At 62.0% G+C, this 14,551-nt stretch carries 14 protein-coding genes and 1 tRNA gene; 8 read left to right on the forward strand and 7 right to left on the reverse strand.

All coding sequences use genetic code 11. The annotated features are described in order from the left end of the window. Positions 1 to 8 precede the first annotated feature (8 nt). Together ACTIE1_RS09230 and ACTIE1_RS09235 are read right to left on the reverse strand one after the other, a co-directional pair. Positions 9 to 944, reverse strand: coding sequence for a carbohydrate ABC transporter permease (locus tag ACTIE1_RS09230; protein WP_439562781.1), 936 nt, complete (start codon positions 942 to 944; stop codon positions 9 to 11). 64 nt (positions 945 to 1,008) lie between these two features. After that, positions 1,009 to 2,262 (reverse strand): ABC transporter substrate-binding protein, encoded by a 1,254-nt coding sequence (locus ACTIE1_RS09235; protein ID WP_439562782.1) that lies wholly within the window; start codon positions 2,260 to 2,262, stop codon positions 1,009 to 1,011. Between the two features lie 301 nt (positions 2,263 to 2,563). Here ACTIE1_RS09235 and ACTIE1_RS09240 point away from each other — a divergent pair, with 301 nt between their 5' ends. Genes ACTIE1_RS09240 through ACTIE1_RS09250 form a run of 3 tightly spaced genes read left to right on the forward strand, consistent with a single transcriptional unit; the run spans position 2,564 to position 5,642 of the window. After that, the gene (locus ACTIE1_RS09240) at positions 2,564 to 3,466 is read left to right on the forward strand and encodes a BadF/BadG/BcrA/BcrD ATPase family protein (protein WP_439562783.1); all 903 of its coding nucleotides are present in this window, start codon (positions 2,564 to 2,566) and stop codon (positions 3,464 to 3,466) included. Further along, positions 3,463 to 4,485 (forward strand): SIS domain-containing protein, encoded by a 1,023-nt coding sequence (locus ACTIE1_RS09245; RefSeq protein WP_439562784.1) that lies wholly within the window; start codon positions 3,463 to 3,465, stop codon positions 4,483 to 4,485. Before ACTIE1_RS09240 ends, ACTIE1_RS09245 begins: the two co-directional genes overlap by 4 nt. Next, positions 4,485 to 5,642, forward strand: a complete 1,158-nt coding sequence (locus tag ACTIE1_RS09250; protein ID WP_439562785.1) for an N-acetylglucosamine-6-phosphate deacetylase — start codon at positions 4,485 to 4,487, stop codon at positions 5,640 to 5,642. The genes ACTIE1_RS09245 and ACTIE1_RS09250 overlap by 1 nt, the downstream gene beginning before the upstream one ends. 277 nt (positions 5,643 to 5,919) lie before the next feature. On the opposite strand, the gene ACTIE1_RS09255 is transcribed toward ACTIE1_RS09250, so the two are convergent. Then, positions 5,920 to 5,993, reverse strand: a tRNA-Cys gene (locus tag ACTIE1_RS09255). A 49-nt stretch (positions 5,994 to 6,042) separates the two neighbouring features. Next, the gene (locus tag ACTIE1_RS09260) at positions 6,043 to 6,426 is read right to left on the reverse strand and encodes an HIT domain-containing protein (protein WP_439562786.1); all 384 of its coding nucleotides are present in this window, start codon (positions 6,424 to 6,426) and stop codon (positions 6,043 to 6,045) included. A gap of 89 nt (positions 6,427 to 6,515) precedes the next feature. Here ACTIE1_RS09260 and ACTIE1_RS09265 point away from each other — a divergent pair, with 89 nt between their 5' ends. Beyond that, on the forward strand, positions 6,516 to 7,355 hold the full coding sequence (locus tag ACTIE1_RS09265) for a sulfotransferase family 2 domain-containing protein (protein WP_439562787.1): 840 nt from the start codon (positions 6,516 to 6,518) through the stop codon (positions 7,353 to 7,355). 154 nt (positions 7,356 to 7,509) lie between these two features. Here ACTIE1_RS09265 and ACTIE1_RS09270 read toward each other — a convergent pair whose 3' ends face one another. The 3 genes from ACTIE1_RS09270 to ACTIE1_RS09280 form a co-directional block, all read right to left on the reverse strand. After that, positions 7,510 to 8,955, reverse strand: coding sequence for an aldehyde dehydrogenase family protein (locus ACTIE1_RS09270; protein ID WP_439562788.1), 1,446 nt, complete (start codon positions 8,953 to 8,955; stop codon positions 7,510 to 7,512). A gap of 68 nt (positions 8,956 to 9,023) precedes the next feature. Then, positions 9,024 to 9,728: a winged helix-turn-helix domain-containing protein gene (locus tag ACTIE1_RS09275; protein WP_439562789.1), complete on the reverse strand. Its 705-nt coding sequence runs from the start codon at positions 9,726 to 9,728 to the stop codon at positions 9,024 to 9,026. Continuing rightward, complete coding sequence (locus tag ACTIE1_RS09280) at positions 9,700 to 9,990, reverse strand: hypothetical protein (RefSeq protein WP_439562790.1); 291 nt, start codon at positions 9,988 to 9,990, stop codon at positions 9,700 to 9,702. Before ACTIE1_RS09280 ends, ACTIE1_RS09275 begins: the two co-directional genes overlap by 29 nt. A gap of 150 nt (positions 9,991 to 10,140) precedes the next feature. Between ACTIE1_RS09280 and ACTIE1_RS09285 the strand changes: the two genes are divergently transcribed. The 4 genes from ACTIE1_RS09285 (at position 10,141) to ACTIE1_RS09300 (ending at position 14,516) form a co-directional block, all read left to right on the forward strand. Further along, complete coding sequence (locus ACTIE1_RS09285) at positions 10,141 to 10,815, forward strand: hypothetical protein (RefSeq protein WP_439562791.1); 675 nt, start codon at positions 10,141 to 10,143, stop codon at positions 10,813 to 10,815. A gap of 39 nt (positions 10,816 to 10,854) precedes the next feature. Continuing rightward, entirely contained in the window at positions 10,855 to 11,478 is a 624-nt protein-coding gene (locus ACTIE1_RS09290; RefSeq protein ID WP_439562792.1) for a ribonuclease HII, read from the forward strand. A 113-nt stretch (positions 11,479 to 11,591) separates the two neighbouring features. Further along, positions 11,592 to 12,695 (forward strand): site-specific DNA-methyltransferase, encoded by a 1,104-nt coding sequence (locus ACTIE1_RS09295; protein ID WP_439562793.1) that lies wholly within the window; start codon positions 11,592 to 11,594, stop codon positions 12,693 to 12,695. A 246-nt stretch (positions 12,696 to 12,941) separates the two neighbouring features. After that, positions 12,942 to 14,516, forward strand: coding sequence for a gamma-glutamyltransferase family protein (locus tag ACTIE1_RS09300; protein WP_439562794.1), 1,575 nt, complete (start codon positions 12,942 to 12,944; stop codon positions 14,514 to 14,516). The last annotated feature ends 35 nt before the right edge of the window (positions 14,517 to 14,551 follow it).

Below are 14,551 nucleotides of genomic sequence, written 5' to 3' on the forward strand. Positions count from 1 at the left end.
ATGACCCCCTAGAACTGGTAGCGGCGCAGCCGCGTCTGAACACCGAACAGATACAGCGACACACCCGCCAGAATGATGAAGAACATCACTGTGGCCACAGTCGCGCCCATATGCGGATCGCCCAGTTGCAACTGGAACCCGAAGAAGGTGCGGAACAGGAAACTGCCCAGAATATCAGTTGCGTAATTCGGCCCCGCCAGCGCCCCTTGGGTGACATAGATCAGGTCAAACGCATTGAAATTGCCCACGAATGTAAGGATGGAAATGATCCCGATCGTGGGCAGGATCAGCGGCAGCTTGATCTTCCAGAACTGGCTTGCCCCCGTGATGCCATCCATTTCGGCGGCTTCCAGCACCTCATCCGGGATGGACAGCAGCGCGGCATAGATCAGCATCAACGGAATGCCCACGAACTGCCACACCGAAATCAGCGCCAGCGTGGTCAGGGCCGACCGTTCCAACCCCAGCCATGGCGCGAACCAGTTGCCAATGCCCAGCGCGTCCATGAAATTCGGCGCAACCCCCCAAAGGGGCGACAGGATCAGTTTCCACACGAAGCCCACGATCACGAAACTTAATATGGCGGGAATGAAAATTGCCGTGCGGTAGAAGGCCGCAAACCGCAGGCGCGGCGTCGACAGGATGGCCGCCAGCGCAATGCCGATGGGGTTTTGCACCAGCATGTGAATAATGAAAAACCACAGGTTGTTCCATGTCGCGTTCCAGAATGCCCCCGACCAGCGCGGATCGCCGAACAGCGTCGCGAAATTGGCCAGCCCCACAAATTCGCGCGTCCCCCCTTCGCCGCGCGTGAACAACGACAGGTTCAGCGTGCCAAATAGCGGGATGATCATGATCGCAGTGTAGATCAATACGGCAGGGGCCAGGAAAACGGCGATATGCCAGCGGATTGGGCGGCGCGTGGCGCGGCGGGGCAGGGGCATGGAACCCTCCGGTCGTGGCGGGAATGACGCGGCCCCCGATCAGGTCAGGGGCCGCAAACTGCACTTACTGATGCGGCGCGTACCAGGATGACAGGCCCGTTTGCAGCGCTTCGCCTGCTTCTTCGGGAGTCCATGTGCCGCGCATCACATTGGCCGAGGCTGTCCAGCTTTCGTTCGACAGGTTCGGCGTGCCGCGTGACACGATCTGGTGGAAGGGCCGGATGGTGCTTTCGCATTGCTCGCGCCAGCTTAGGAATTCCTGCGCCAGCGGGTCTTCCAGTGTCACCTCGGCCGATGACAGCGGGAAGAAACCGGGAATGGCGTTGGCCAGCAGGCTTGAGGCCTCGCTGCCCGTCAGCCAGCTTAGAAAGGCGCGTCCGGCCTCCTGATTGGGCGATGCGGCATTCAGTCCGATGCCCATATCGGTATGATCCGAGATGAAACACCCTTCTGTCCCTGCAGGCACGGGCGGCGGGAAGGCGCCCATCTCGAAATCGGCCTGTTCGCGGAAACCGGCAATTTCCCATGATCCGGCGGGGAAAATGGCCGCACGGCCCAGCGTGAACAGGTTCTGGCTGTCAGGGTAGCTTTGCGATTCAAACCCGCGGCCCAGATAGGGCGACCAGCGGGCCAGCTGGCGGAACGGTTCCACCCATGCATCATCTGTCAGGCGGCTTTCGCCCGCGATCAACGCTGCGCGGCCTTCCTCGCCGCGCCAGTAATTCACCCCGATATTGGCATAGCCCATGGTCGCGGCTTCCCATTGGTCATTGATGCCCATGGCCATCGGAATATAGCCGCCATCCGCGTCAATCGCGTCCAGAACGGCGAAGAACTCCTCCTCGGTGGTGGGCACTTCAAGGCCAAGTTCTTCAAAAATCTCGACATTGTAAATGAAACCGTGGATGACGGATGCCAGCGGCACACAGAAGGTCTGGTCGCCATCATCCGTGGACCACGCCGATTTCGCCACGTCCGAGAAATTCTCCATCCCGTCCAGATCGGTCAGATCGGACAGCTGGCCGCGTTCAAACAGTTGCAGCGATGCGTCGAAGGCGCGGCAGGTGATGATATCGCCTGCGGTGCCCGCATCCAGTTTGGAATTCAGCGCGGAATTATACTGTGCGGGGGCCATCGGCTGGAAATCCAGCTTGATGCCGTCATGCGCGGCTTCAAACGCCGGAATGATCTGGTTGCGCCAGATGGAAATATCGTCGTTGCGCCAGCTTTCGATTGTCAGCGTGACATCTTGTGCAACTGTGCCTGTTGCGCATAGGGCAATGGCTGTCGACAGGATCAGGGTTTTGCGGGTGGTCATTGCAGTCCTCCTTGTTGTGGCGGGGGGCAGCATGCCGGACCGGCGATCCGTTTCTTTTCGCTTCCCCTGCTGTATATAGAACCAAAAGAATACCATTTGTCTAGAAAATTCGACGACATGGTTGCGGAAGGCACTGAAGAAAACCCAAAGGAATCTTGGATAATCAATCTTTTCATGCGGTAATGTGGCGTTCTTGATGTGTTTGTACTGTGTTGTCCGGTATTCGGCGGGGATCGTGTGCAGAAGAAACCACTTTTCATATGGTATTCTTTTGGTATTATGTTGGTCAAAGGGGGCAGGAATGCGCATCTTCATTGGACTTGATGGCGGCGGTACGGGGTGTCGCGCGCAGGCCGAACTGGCGGACGGACGGCGCACGCAGGTTGTGACCGGCGGCGCAGCCAATGTGTCCAGCGACCCTGAAGGGGCGTTGCGCGAAATCGCGGGGGTGTTGGCGCAGGTGCTGGAACAGGCGCAGGGTTTGGCGCAGGGGTTGCTGCCGGATGGTGGCGCGGGCGATCCTGTCATCGTTTTGGGGCTGGCGGGGGCCAGTGAATCGGGGGCGGCGCAGCGCTTGCAACACGCCTTGCCCTATCCGCAGGTTTGTGTCCTTGGCGATATCGACATTTCGCTGAAAGGGGCGTTCGGGCAGGAGGACGGGATTGTGCTGGCCGTGGGCACCGGATCGGTGCTGGCCTGCCAGCGCGGCGGGCAGATGCAGCGGCTGGGCGGTTATGGCCTGTCGTTGGGCGATGAAGGGGGCGGCGCGTGGATCGGGCGCGCAGCCCTGCGCGCGGCACTGCACGCCCGCGATGGAATCGGGCCGGACGGCCCGCTTGTGCGCGCCATCTGGGCGGATTTCGGCGCGTTGCCCGATGTCATAAGTTTCGCCGCGCGCGCGCGTCCGGCCGATTACGCAGCCCTTGCGCCGCTGGTGGTGGAACATGACCGCGCGCATTGTCCGGTTGCAGGCGCAATCATGGATCGGGGCTGCGCCTACCTGCTGCGCGCCATCAGCCATTTGCAGGCTGGCACATATGATATACCGGTGGCCCCCACGGGCGGGCTGGGGCCGGTGCTGCTGGACCGGATCATCGCGCAGGGCGGGGCATATCTGCGCCGCGCCACCCCCAAAGGAACCGCACTTGATGGTGCCATCTGGCAAGCCCGCCATGGCGCAAGACAAAAGGAAACCCCTTCATGACACAGACCCTTATGGCCCGCGAAATCGCGGAAATCCCGTCCAGTGTCGCGGCCTGCCTTGCGCGGAATGCCGACAGCCTGCAGGTCATTGCCGACAATCTGCGCGCATTTGACCCGCAACTGGTTATCACTGTGGCGCGCGGGTCATCGGACCATGCAGCCAGCTATTTCAAATATGCCTGCGAAATTCTGGCGGGTATCCCCGTGGCATCGGTGGGGCCATCTGTTGCGTCGGTCTATGACGCCAAACTGCGGCTGCCGCGCACATTGGGGCTGGCCATTTCGCAATCGGGCCAAAGCCCCGATATTGTGGCCATGACCCGCGCGGCGCGCGCATCGGGCGCGATAACCGTGGCGCTGACCAATAACCCCGACAGCATATTGGCGCAGGGCAGCAGCTATTGCCTGCCGCTTCATTGCGGGCCGGAACGCAGCGTTGCGGCCACCAAAAGTTTCGTCACCTCGGTGGTGGGGGGGCTGGCGCTTCTGGCCGCTTGGCACGATGACCGCGACCTGACGCGCGCGCTGGCCGCGCTGCCGGATGCCTGCACACAGGCGCTGGCCTGCGATTGGGGCGCGCTGTCCGACAGGCTGGTGCGCGCGCCTGCGCTGTTTGTGCTGGGGCGCGGTGCGGGCTATGCCATTGCCAGCGAGATGGCGCTGAAATTCAAGGAAACATCGGCCATCCACGCCGAAGCCTATTCCGCCGCCGAGGTGCTGCACGGCCCTGCCGCCCTGGTCGAACGCGGCTTTCCTGTGCTGGGCATGATCTGCGAGGATGCCGCGCGCGAAGGCTTCGCCGCAACGGCCCATAAGCTGCACCAGCAGGGCGCAGACGTGTTCGTGACCGCCGATCTGCCGGATCTGGTCGCCCTGCCTGCGCCTGCGGCCCTGCACCCGCTGGTCGATCCGCTGTTGCGGGTGGTGTCCTTCTATGGCTTCATCGAGGCGCTTGCGCGCAGGCGCGGGCTGACCCCCGACACCCCGCGCCATTTGCGCAAAGTCACCGAGACTGTCTGATGAGCATTCAGGTTCTGAAAGCGGCCCATGTTTTCGACGGCACGCGGATGCATGCCAATGCCGCTGTCAGCCTGTCGGCGCAGGGGCGCATTCTGGGCCTGCATGCGGACGGGGACACGCTGCCCGCGCAACCGCAGGATCTGGGCGCGGGCATTCTCGCCCCCGGTCTGGTGGATGTGCAGGTCAATGGGGGCGGCGGGGTGATGGTGGGCGCGGACACCGATGCGGCCCAGCTTGCGCATATCTGCGCCGCGCATGCGCGGCTGGGGGCCTGCGCGATCCTGCCCACCCTGATCACCGATACCCCCGATGTGACACGACAGGTGATCGCCGCAGGGCTGGCGGCTGCGCGCGCCGGTGTGGCGGGCTTCGCGGGCCTGCATCTGGAAGGGCCGCATCTGGACCCCGCGCGCAAGGGGGCGCATGACGCCCGCCTGATCCGGCCCATGAATGACGACGATCTGGCCATGTTGTGCGATGCCGCGCACGCGCTGCCCGCGCTTATGGTCACGCTTGCGCCCGAAGCGGCCACACCCCGCCAGATCGCGGCACTGGCACAGGCGGGCGCAATCGTCAGCCTTGGGCATTCGGGCTGCGATGCGGCCACCGCACTGGCCGCCCACAGGGCGGGCGCACGCAGTGTCACGCATTTATATAACGCCATGGGCGCGCTGCAAAACCGCGCCCCCGGTCTGGTGGGCGCGGCCCTGACCAGCCCGCTTGTGGCAGGGATCATTGCCGATGGCGTGCATGTCGCGCCCGAATGCATGGCGGTCGCGTTGCAGATGAAGGCGCCGGACGGGCTGTTTCTGGTCAGCGATTCGATGGGCTTTGCGGGTACGGATCTGCGCGAAATCACCCTTGGGGGGCGGCGTATCCTGCGCGATCACGGGCGGCTGACGCTGGCGGATGGCACCCTTGCAGGGGCCGATATTTCCCTGCCGCAATCACTGGCCTGTCTGGCGGGGTTGGGTGTGGATGCAGCCCGCGCGCTGTCCATGGCCAGCCGCATCCCCGCCGACCTGATCGGGGCCACAGACCGCGGCCGCATCACCGCAGGCGCGCGCGCCGATCTGGTCCTGCTGTCGCCCGACTGGTCGCTGCGCGCGGTCTGGCAGGCGGGCGCGCGCGTGGCGTTGGTCGAAGGGCGGGCGTGAACGGGGGCATGCACGGGACGAAATTCCCAATTCTGACCCATAGTGAATAGCCCCCTCCTTTGCGCCAGGTATCCCGAATGCGCTGTTTGCAGGTTCCAACCCGCAGAAAAACGTGAAATCGCGCGCTTCATCGGTCATGTTCGCTACGCCTCTTGCCTGCGCGCCTTGAGCGCCAAGGTGCGCAGGAACAAGCCGAAGCCAGAACGTGAAAATTGAAACAGCTTCTGAAACACGCCAATTCGGGGTTTCAATACGCCAGCCAAATTGTTGATTTGAATGGAGGCGAGTACCGGAATCGAACCGGTGTACACGGATTTGCAATCCGCTGCGTAACCACTCCGCCAACTCGCCCCTTGGCCAAGCGGATACGCAGTCTGGCGGGCGGCGTCAAGGCTGTTTCTTAGGGGGGCGCCATCACCATGGGGCCGATATTGCGCCCTGCAAGGATATGCACATGCAGATGCGGCACCTCCTGCACGCCGTCGCGGCCTGCGTTGGAAATCAGGCGGTAGCCTGCACCGTCGGCACCGGGGCTGACGCCCAACTGTGCGCAGACCTGACCAATGGCGCGGGTGAAATCCGCGATCTCAAGATCGGATGCGTCCTGCGCAAAATGGTCGTAACAAACATACGGCCCTTTGGGGATCACGAGTACATGATGCGGTGTTTTGGGTGCGATATCGCTGAAGGCCAGCGAATGCTCGGTTTCCAGAACCTTGTCGCAGGGAATTTCGCCGCGCAAGATCTTCGCGAAGATATTGGAAGTGTCATAGGTGTAGGGCATCGCATCCTCTTGCAATGAACGGGTGTAGCACGCAAGGTAAGCGCAACAGGGCAGGGCGTCACCCCTGAAAACGGACAGGCGGGCAGGGAATGGACTATTCAAGCGGCATGGACCTTGTGCCGGGGCAATATGACGGGTGCTGGCTGGCTTGCGGGGGGGCGCTTGTCTATCGCGAAATGCCCAAAGCGGCCTGTTCGACGCTGGCGCAACTTGTCTATCATGCCGATCATGGCCGGTATTTCGACGGTGATATCCATGATGCGGTGCAGGGCGTCGTCAAATGGCCCTTTGCGCCCGATCTGATGGGGCCTGCGCGGGGCGGGCGGGCCTTCGTGTTTTCGGCAGTGCGCAATCCCTTTGCGCGGATCGTGTCAGGTTTTCATGAAAAGGTCTGCAGGCTTCAGCGTGACGGAAAACCCTATCGCGGGACAATGCGGCAAATGCTGGCCGAACGCTACGGGGCCGATCTGCGCGAAGGGGCCGACCCTGTGGCCGCCTTCCGGCGGTTCTTGCTGTTTGTGCGCGATGTGCATGTCTTCGGGCAGCGGTTCTGGTTTGACCGGCACTGGACGCCACAGGCACAGCATTTGCGGTCGGTCACGTTGAATCAAGTCCCCCTCAGCCATGTGTTCCGGATCGAGGAATGGGAGAGCGGGGTTGCGCCCGTGCTGGAGCATATCCCGCAGGCGCACCGGCCCGAGACCGTGGCGCGGTTCAACCCCGGGCCGAAACCTGTCGAGCCGCTGGCGTCGTATTTTGACGATCTTGGCGTGCATTTCATGCAGGAATTGTATCGTTGGGATTTCGAGTTATTCGGCTATGACCGCTATGATCCGGATGCGCGCGCAGGCGCTGCGCTGGATATTGAGGCGCTAAACCAGCGGCTGGCGGAACCGCATGCACCACATTGGGCGGGGCTTGGCAGCTGAATTTCCCCATGCAAGGTGTCCCCCTTGCAAGGTGTCCTTGCGCAAAGGGGGTGTGGGTCGGGCAAGGGACGGACAGGCCGCCCCTTGCCCGACCCACGGGGGCACCCGCGTTGCGGGTGTTTGCCCCTGCCGGAACGCGCAGGGGCAGGGCGCATCATCCGGCAGCGCTGTCCCAGCCCGATACGGCTTTGACTTCCAGAAAATCCTCGATCCCCCAGATACCGCCTTCGCGACCGTTGCCGGACTGCTTCATGCCACCAAACGGCGCGCCTGCGCCGCGGGATTTGCCGTTCATCTCGATCATGCCCGCGCGCAGATGGCGTGCCATGCGGTTGCGGCATGCGCCATCGCCGCTCTGGACATAATTGGTCAGGCCGTAGACGGTGTCATTGGCAATGCGCAGCGCGTCGTCCTCGGTGTCGAAGGGAATGATGGACAGGACCGGCCCGAAGATTTCTTCGCGTGCGATGGTCATGTCATTGCTGACATCGGCAAAGACTGTGGGGCGCACGAAATAGCCGCGATTCACCCCCTCGGGGCGGCCCAACCCGCCTGCAACCAGACGTGCGCCCTCAGATATGCCTTTGGCAATCAGGTCCTGAATCTTGTCGAATTGCGCTTGGCTGACCACTGGCCCGATATGTCGGCCCGATGCATTGGCGGGACCAACGGCGGTATTTCCGGCCAGTGTGCGGGCGGTTTCCACGGCGCTGTCATAGATGTCGCGCTGCACCAGCATGCGTGTGGGCGCGTTGCAGGACTGGCCCGAATTGTTGAAGCAATGTGCAGCGCCGCGTTGCACGGCCTTTTCATCGGCATCGGCAAAGATGATATTCGCGCCTTTGCCGCCCAGTTCCAGATGCACGCGTTTCAGCGTTTCGGCGGCGTTTTTGGAAATCGCGATGCCCGCGCGGGTTGACCCTGTGAAGCTGACCATATCGACATCCGCATGGGTGGACAGCTGCGTGCCAACACCCGCGCCGTCGCCATTGACCATGTTATAGACCCCCGGCGGGGTTCCGGCCTCATGCAGGATTTCGGACCAGATGATTGACGACAGGGGCGCAATCTCGGACGGTTTCAGCACCATGGTGCAGCCGGCCAGAAGCGCCGGGATGACCTTCAGCGTGACCTGATTCATGGGCCAGTTCCATGGCGTGATCAGCGCGCAGACGCCCACAGCTTCGCGGATGATGCGGTCATCGGGGGCGTGATCGCCCAAGGGTTCGATAAAGCGGATCTTGTCAAAGGCGGTGATGAAATTGCGGATATGCGCAGCACCTGCCCCCACTTGAGAGCTGCGGGCCATGTCAATGGGGGCGCCCATTTCAAGACTGATGGCCTGCGCCATGTCCTGTGCGCGCGCGGCGTATACCTCGCCGATGCGTTTGACCAGCGCCAGCCGGTCGGCAGGGTCGGCATGCATCCAGTCGGGCAGGGCTGCGCGCGCGGCGGCAACGGCGGCATCGGTATCGGCCTGCCCCCCTAACGATATGATTGCGCAGGTGTCTTCGGTCGAGGGGTCGATGACCTGAAGATCACGCCCTTCGCGCGGCGCGACCCAGCCCCCGTTGATATAGAAATTGCGTTTCTCCAGCATGGCTCTCTCCCGTTATGCACATGTTCATTACCTTGCATTCGGGGGCGCGGGTTTCAAGCGGCAGAAAATCAGCGCAGCGATATGACCTTGCGGTCAACCGCCAGCATATACCCCTGCCGCGCGATATTGCGCACCAGCACTTCACTGATCAACTGGTTGCCCAGCGTGTCGCGCAGGCGCTTGATGCGGGTGGCCCCTGCGGCTTCGTCGCAATCAGCCTCGGTGCGGCCGGAAATCACGGCCTCGATCGCGGCGCCGGACAGCACTTCGTCGTCAATGCAGGCTTCGGCCAGCACGGCCAGCGTTTCGACTGCCGCAGGGGTCAGGCGAAACTCCATATCATTCAGGGTGACGGCATTCGTGGCGCGATCAATGACCAGTTGTGACACTTGCAGGCCCTGCTTTTCCACCTGAACCATGCGCCTGTTCAGGGTAATCAGCATCACGATCACCACAAAGGATGTGATCAGCAACCCTGTGGCAAAGACCAGCAAAACAAAGATTACAACCCTGTAGGTCACAAGGGTTTCCGAAAACGCGGTGCCGGATTGCGCCAGAATTTCCAGCAGCTTGATTTCCGCATGGCTGGTCAGGTCTGCATTCTCGATGAAAACGCGTTCCACGCGGGCATTGAACGCGCCCGCATCCGGCAGGTGCATGAACAATGCCACAGCCGTCAGTGCCAGCACGCCCACGATTGTGGCAATGCCCCAGACAACCGCCCGATTGCCCCTGCGCGCCAGATCACTGGCGGAGATGGATTGCCCCTGCATTTCCGCTCCTGCGTTGAAAGTCGGACGGGCCAAAGATGGATTCAATCTGTAGTAGGGTCCAGCCGGTTCGTGAAATGACAGGTTCGGCATAATTGCGTGCGGCCTGCAAATCGGTGCAAGCCGCCTGCGGCAATTCGATGATGCCATATTGCAGGCGCAACGGGTTGTCCTGCTTGGCCTTGTAATCTGCGTAACACTGGGCCGAGGCTTGCCCCGCAAGCGCCAGAACCAGACATGCAGCAGCGCATAGGGTGGTTTTCATGCCGGAACCATCGCACTGGCGCGCGCGTTATTCAATATCAGCCGCGATCCCTGCACGATGTTATCGGATAACAGGGCCGCGTTATTGCGTGACGAAGCGGCGCGGCGGCAGGGTCATGACATGGCCCGTTTTGTGAAAGGAACCTGCGGCATGTCACATTTTTATTCCACCCTGAGAACCAAAGCCACTGGTGCATTGCTGGCGGCAGGTGTCGCCCTTGGCGCAATAGCCCTGCCTGCGACACCAGCAAAAGCGTCGGATGACGCGCTGATCAAATTCCTGCTGGGGGCGGCGGCGGTCGCGGTTGTCGTGCACGCCGCGCGGTCCGACAACCGCAGCAACAGGGGCCGCCCGCAGCCTAACAGCCGCGAATTGCCCGCCCATTGTCAGGAAACATGGTCGGTGCGCAATCGCAATATTTCACTGTATAATGCGCAGTGTTTGCAAAATGCAGGGCTGCGCAACCTGCCGCGCCAGTGTCTGGAAAACTCCCGCACCAATCGCGGCCAGCGCAGCGTGTATCGTGCGGCCTGTCTGTATGATGCGGGCTATCGTCCGGAACGCAGCGCCCCCAATCGCGGGCGTGACCGCCAACAGCCCAATCCACCGCGTGGCGGCGGCTGGCAAAGTGGCAATCTGTTGCCGCAGCAATGCCTGATTTCGTACCGCTATGGCGGGCAGACCCTGGCAGGGTATCGCGCGTCCTGTCTGGAACAGCACCGCGTCCGCGACCTGCCACGCACCTGTCAGGTCCGCAGCACCACCGGCACGATCTATTCCGCACAATGCCTGACGGATCGCGGCTACCGCACCCATCGTCGTTGATGGTTGCAAAAGCGGGGGGGCTTCGGGCATTACAGGCCTATGACCACGAAAACCGCCCCCGATTATGAATACGAGCGCCTTGCAACCCTGCAAGGCGCTTGTCGTATTGTGGGCGTCGATGAAGTGGGGCGCGGGCCGCTATGCGGGCCTGTCACGGCGGCAGCGGTCTGGCTGGACCCTGACGCCCTGCCTGTGGGGCTGGCGGATTCCAAGCGATTGGGCGCGCCCGCGCGTGAACGGGTTTTCGCGGCCGTCATGGCCAGCGCCGATGTGGGCATTGGCCATGCAACAGCGGCCGAGATTGACCAGATCAACATTTTGCAGGCCACCTATCTGGCGATGCAGCGCGCCATTGCGGCGTTGCGCACCCCGCCCGACCATTTGCTGATTGACGGCAACCGCCTGCCGCCCGCGCTGCCCTGTCCGGCACAGGCAATCGTCAAGGGGGACGGGCGGGTTCTGTCCATCGCGGCGGCATCGATTGTGGCCAAGGTCACGCGCGACCGGATCATGGCCGATCTGGCGCTGCGCTATCCCGGATACGGCTGGGACGTGAATGCCGGATATCCGACAAAGCGTCACAAAAATGCCATAGCAGATTTGGGGGTCACCCCAGAGCATAGACGTTCCTTCGCGCCGATACGCAAAATCTTGTGTCCATAGGTTACATGAAGAAAGTTTTTCAAACACCTGATTCAAAAAGAAATTGACGACGAATCGCCTTTGACTCATCTTAGGCCCACAACAAGCGCAAAAAGCGCATAAGCGAGGCAGAGATGGCAGTTTCAACATTGGCGCAGGGGGCGTCTGTGCTACCCTTGGATGAAATTCTTGGCGGAGACTGCATCAAGGTGATGAATTCGCTGCCAGAAGGCAGCATTGACCTCATCTTTGCCGACCCCCCCTATAACCTGCAACTGCGCGGTGAATTGCACCGCCCCGACAACAGCCGCGTTGACGCGGTGGATGATGCCTGGGACCAGTTCGACAGTTTCAAGGCGTATGACACATTTACCCGCGCCTGGCTGAAGGCCGCGCGCCGGTTGCTGAAGCCCAATGGCGCAATCTGGGTGATCGGATCCTATCATAACATCTTCCGCGTGGGCACCGCGTTGCAGGATGCGGGCTTCTGGATTCTGAATGACGTTGTTTGGCGCAAATCGAACCCGATGCCCAATTTCCGCGGCAAACGGCTGACCAATGCGCATGAAACCATGATCTGGGCGTCGAAATCCGAAGGGGCGAAATACACCTTCAACTATGAAGCGCTGAAAGAACTGAATGAGGGCGTTCAGATGCGCAGCGACTGGGTGCTGCCAATCTGTTCGGGCCATGAACGCCTGAAAGACGACAATGGCGACAAGGCCCACCCGACCCAAAAACCCGAATCCCTGTTGCACCGTGTGCTTGTGGGGTCCACCAATCCCGGTGATGTGGTTCTGGATCCGTTTTTTGGCACGGGCACCACGGGCGCAGTCGCCAAACTGCTGGGACGTCATTACATCGGGATCGAGCGCGAGGAAAACTACCGCAAGGTTGCCGCCAAACGGCTGGGGCAGGTCCGCCCGCTGGAGGCCGGCGCGCTGGAAACCACAGTCTCAAAACGCGCACAGCCGCGCGTGGCCTTCGGCCAGTTGGTGGAACGTGGCATGCTGCGTCCGGGCGAAGTGCTGGTCAACCCGCGCGGTCAGGCGGCGAAAGTGCGGGTCGACGGCTCGCTTGTCAGTGCCGAACATCGCGGTTCCATCCATCAGGTGGGCGCGGCACTGGAAAACGCGCCTTCGTGCAATGGCTGGACCTATTGGCAGTTCAAGCGCGACGGGCAGTTGATCCCGATCGATTTGCTGCGCCAGCAAATCCGCGCGGAAATGCACGACTGACCCAACCCGTATTACAGTTACCGCCGGTGTCCTTGGTTCCCGCCGGGACACCCACTGACCCCGCCTGAATTGGCGGGGTTTTTTTTATGCGCTGGACCCGCAGGGCGCGCGGTCTATACTGAACGCGTGAAGCGATGTGACAAGGCATTTTCAGAAAAAGCTGACAGACTTTTTCGGTTCAAGAATGCGGTAAACCAAGAAAGTAAAGCGTTTCGGTGACTCAACGAAACGGTTCAGGAGGGGCAGATGCGCGATTTTCAATATCCCGGCCGGTCGGCGGTCTATGCGACAAATGGCATATGTGCGACCTCCCACCCGCTGGCGGCGAAAACGGCGATCGATATTTTGCAAGCAGGCGGCAATGCCGCTGATGCCGCGATTGCGGCGGCCGTGCTCTTGGGCATATGCGAGCCGCAGATGACAGGGATCGGCGGCGATTGCTTTGTGCTGCTCAAGCCCGCGGGCGAGGATCGCGTGGTTGCGCTGAACGGGTCGGGGCGCGCGCCTGCGGCACAGAATGCAGCCGCCCTGCGCGCCCGCGGGCATGACACGGTGCCGCTGTTCGACGTTGATGCCGTGACCTTGCCCGGCGCCGTGGATGCCTTCTGCCGCCTGAACGCCGATTGGGGGCGCATGGCACTGGCCGATATTCTGGCACCCGCGATCACCTATGCCGAAACGGGCGTGCCCGTTGCGCCGCGCACGGCCTTTGACTGGGCGCGCGCGCAAAACCTGCAAGGGCACGCGCGCGATCATTTCCTGACCGGCGGGCAGCCCCTGCGCGCAGGCCAGATCTTCCGCGCGCCCCAACAGGCCCGCGCCTTGCGGCTGATTGCGCAACAAGGACGCGCGGGTTTTTATGAAGGCGAGGTCGCGCAAGATATCATAGGCAGCCTGCGGGCGCTGGGCGGCACCCACACGCCGGACGATCTGGCGGCCACCCGCTGCAATTACGCGGACCCCATCTCGGGCCTGTATAAAGGCATTGAACTGGTCGAACATGCCCCCAACGGGCAGGGGGCCACGGCCAACCTGATCCTGAATATCCTGTCGCATTTTGATATCGCCGACCTTGACCCCCTGGGTGCCCCGCGCGCCCATCTGGAGGCCGAGGCCACGAAACTGGCCTATGACGCGCGCAACCGCATCATTGCCGATCCCGACCACACATCCAGACTGGCCCATATGCTGGCCCCTGAAACCGCCGCCGCCCTTGCCGCCCTGATCGCGCCCGACCGCATTATCGCCGATCCTGCCCCCGTCACCGAAGCCATCCACCGCGACACGGTCTATCTGACTGTGGTGGACAGCAATCGCATGGCAGTGTCCCTGATCTATTCGATCTTCCATCCCTTCGGGTCGGGGCTGGCCTCGGAAAAATTCGGCATCCTGTTCCAGAACCGCGGCGCGGGCTTCACGCTGCAGGCGGGCCATCCGAACGAATTGCAGGGCGGCAAACGGCCCATGCATACAATCATCCCCGGCATGCTGCGCGAAAACGGACGCGTGACCCTGCCTTTCGGGGTCATGGGCGGGGCCTACCAGCCGGTTGGCCACGCACGGCTTGTGTCAAACCTGACCGATTTCGGACAGGATCTGCAAAGCGCCATCGACGCGCCGCGCGCTTTTGCCGAAAACGGCACCCTGACACTGGAACGCCCCTACCCGAAGGCGACATTGCGCGCGCTTGCCGATATCGGCCATAATGTCACCTATTCCGATAGCCCCATTGGCGGGGCACAGGCAATCCACTTGGGCAGTGACGGTGTTCTGGTGGGCGCATCAGACCCGCGCAAGGACGGCTGCGCCATCGGCTACTGATTTCATCTTGCCCCAAATACTCAAACACGGAACCC

The sequence above is a fragment of the Roseinatronobacter sp. genome, from assembly GCF_051859525.1.
GTDB lineage: Bacteria > Pseudomonadota > Alphaproteobacteria > Rhodobacterales > Rhodobacteraceae > Roseinatronobacter.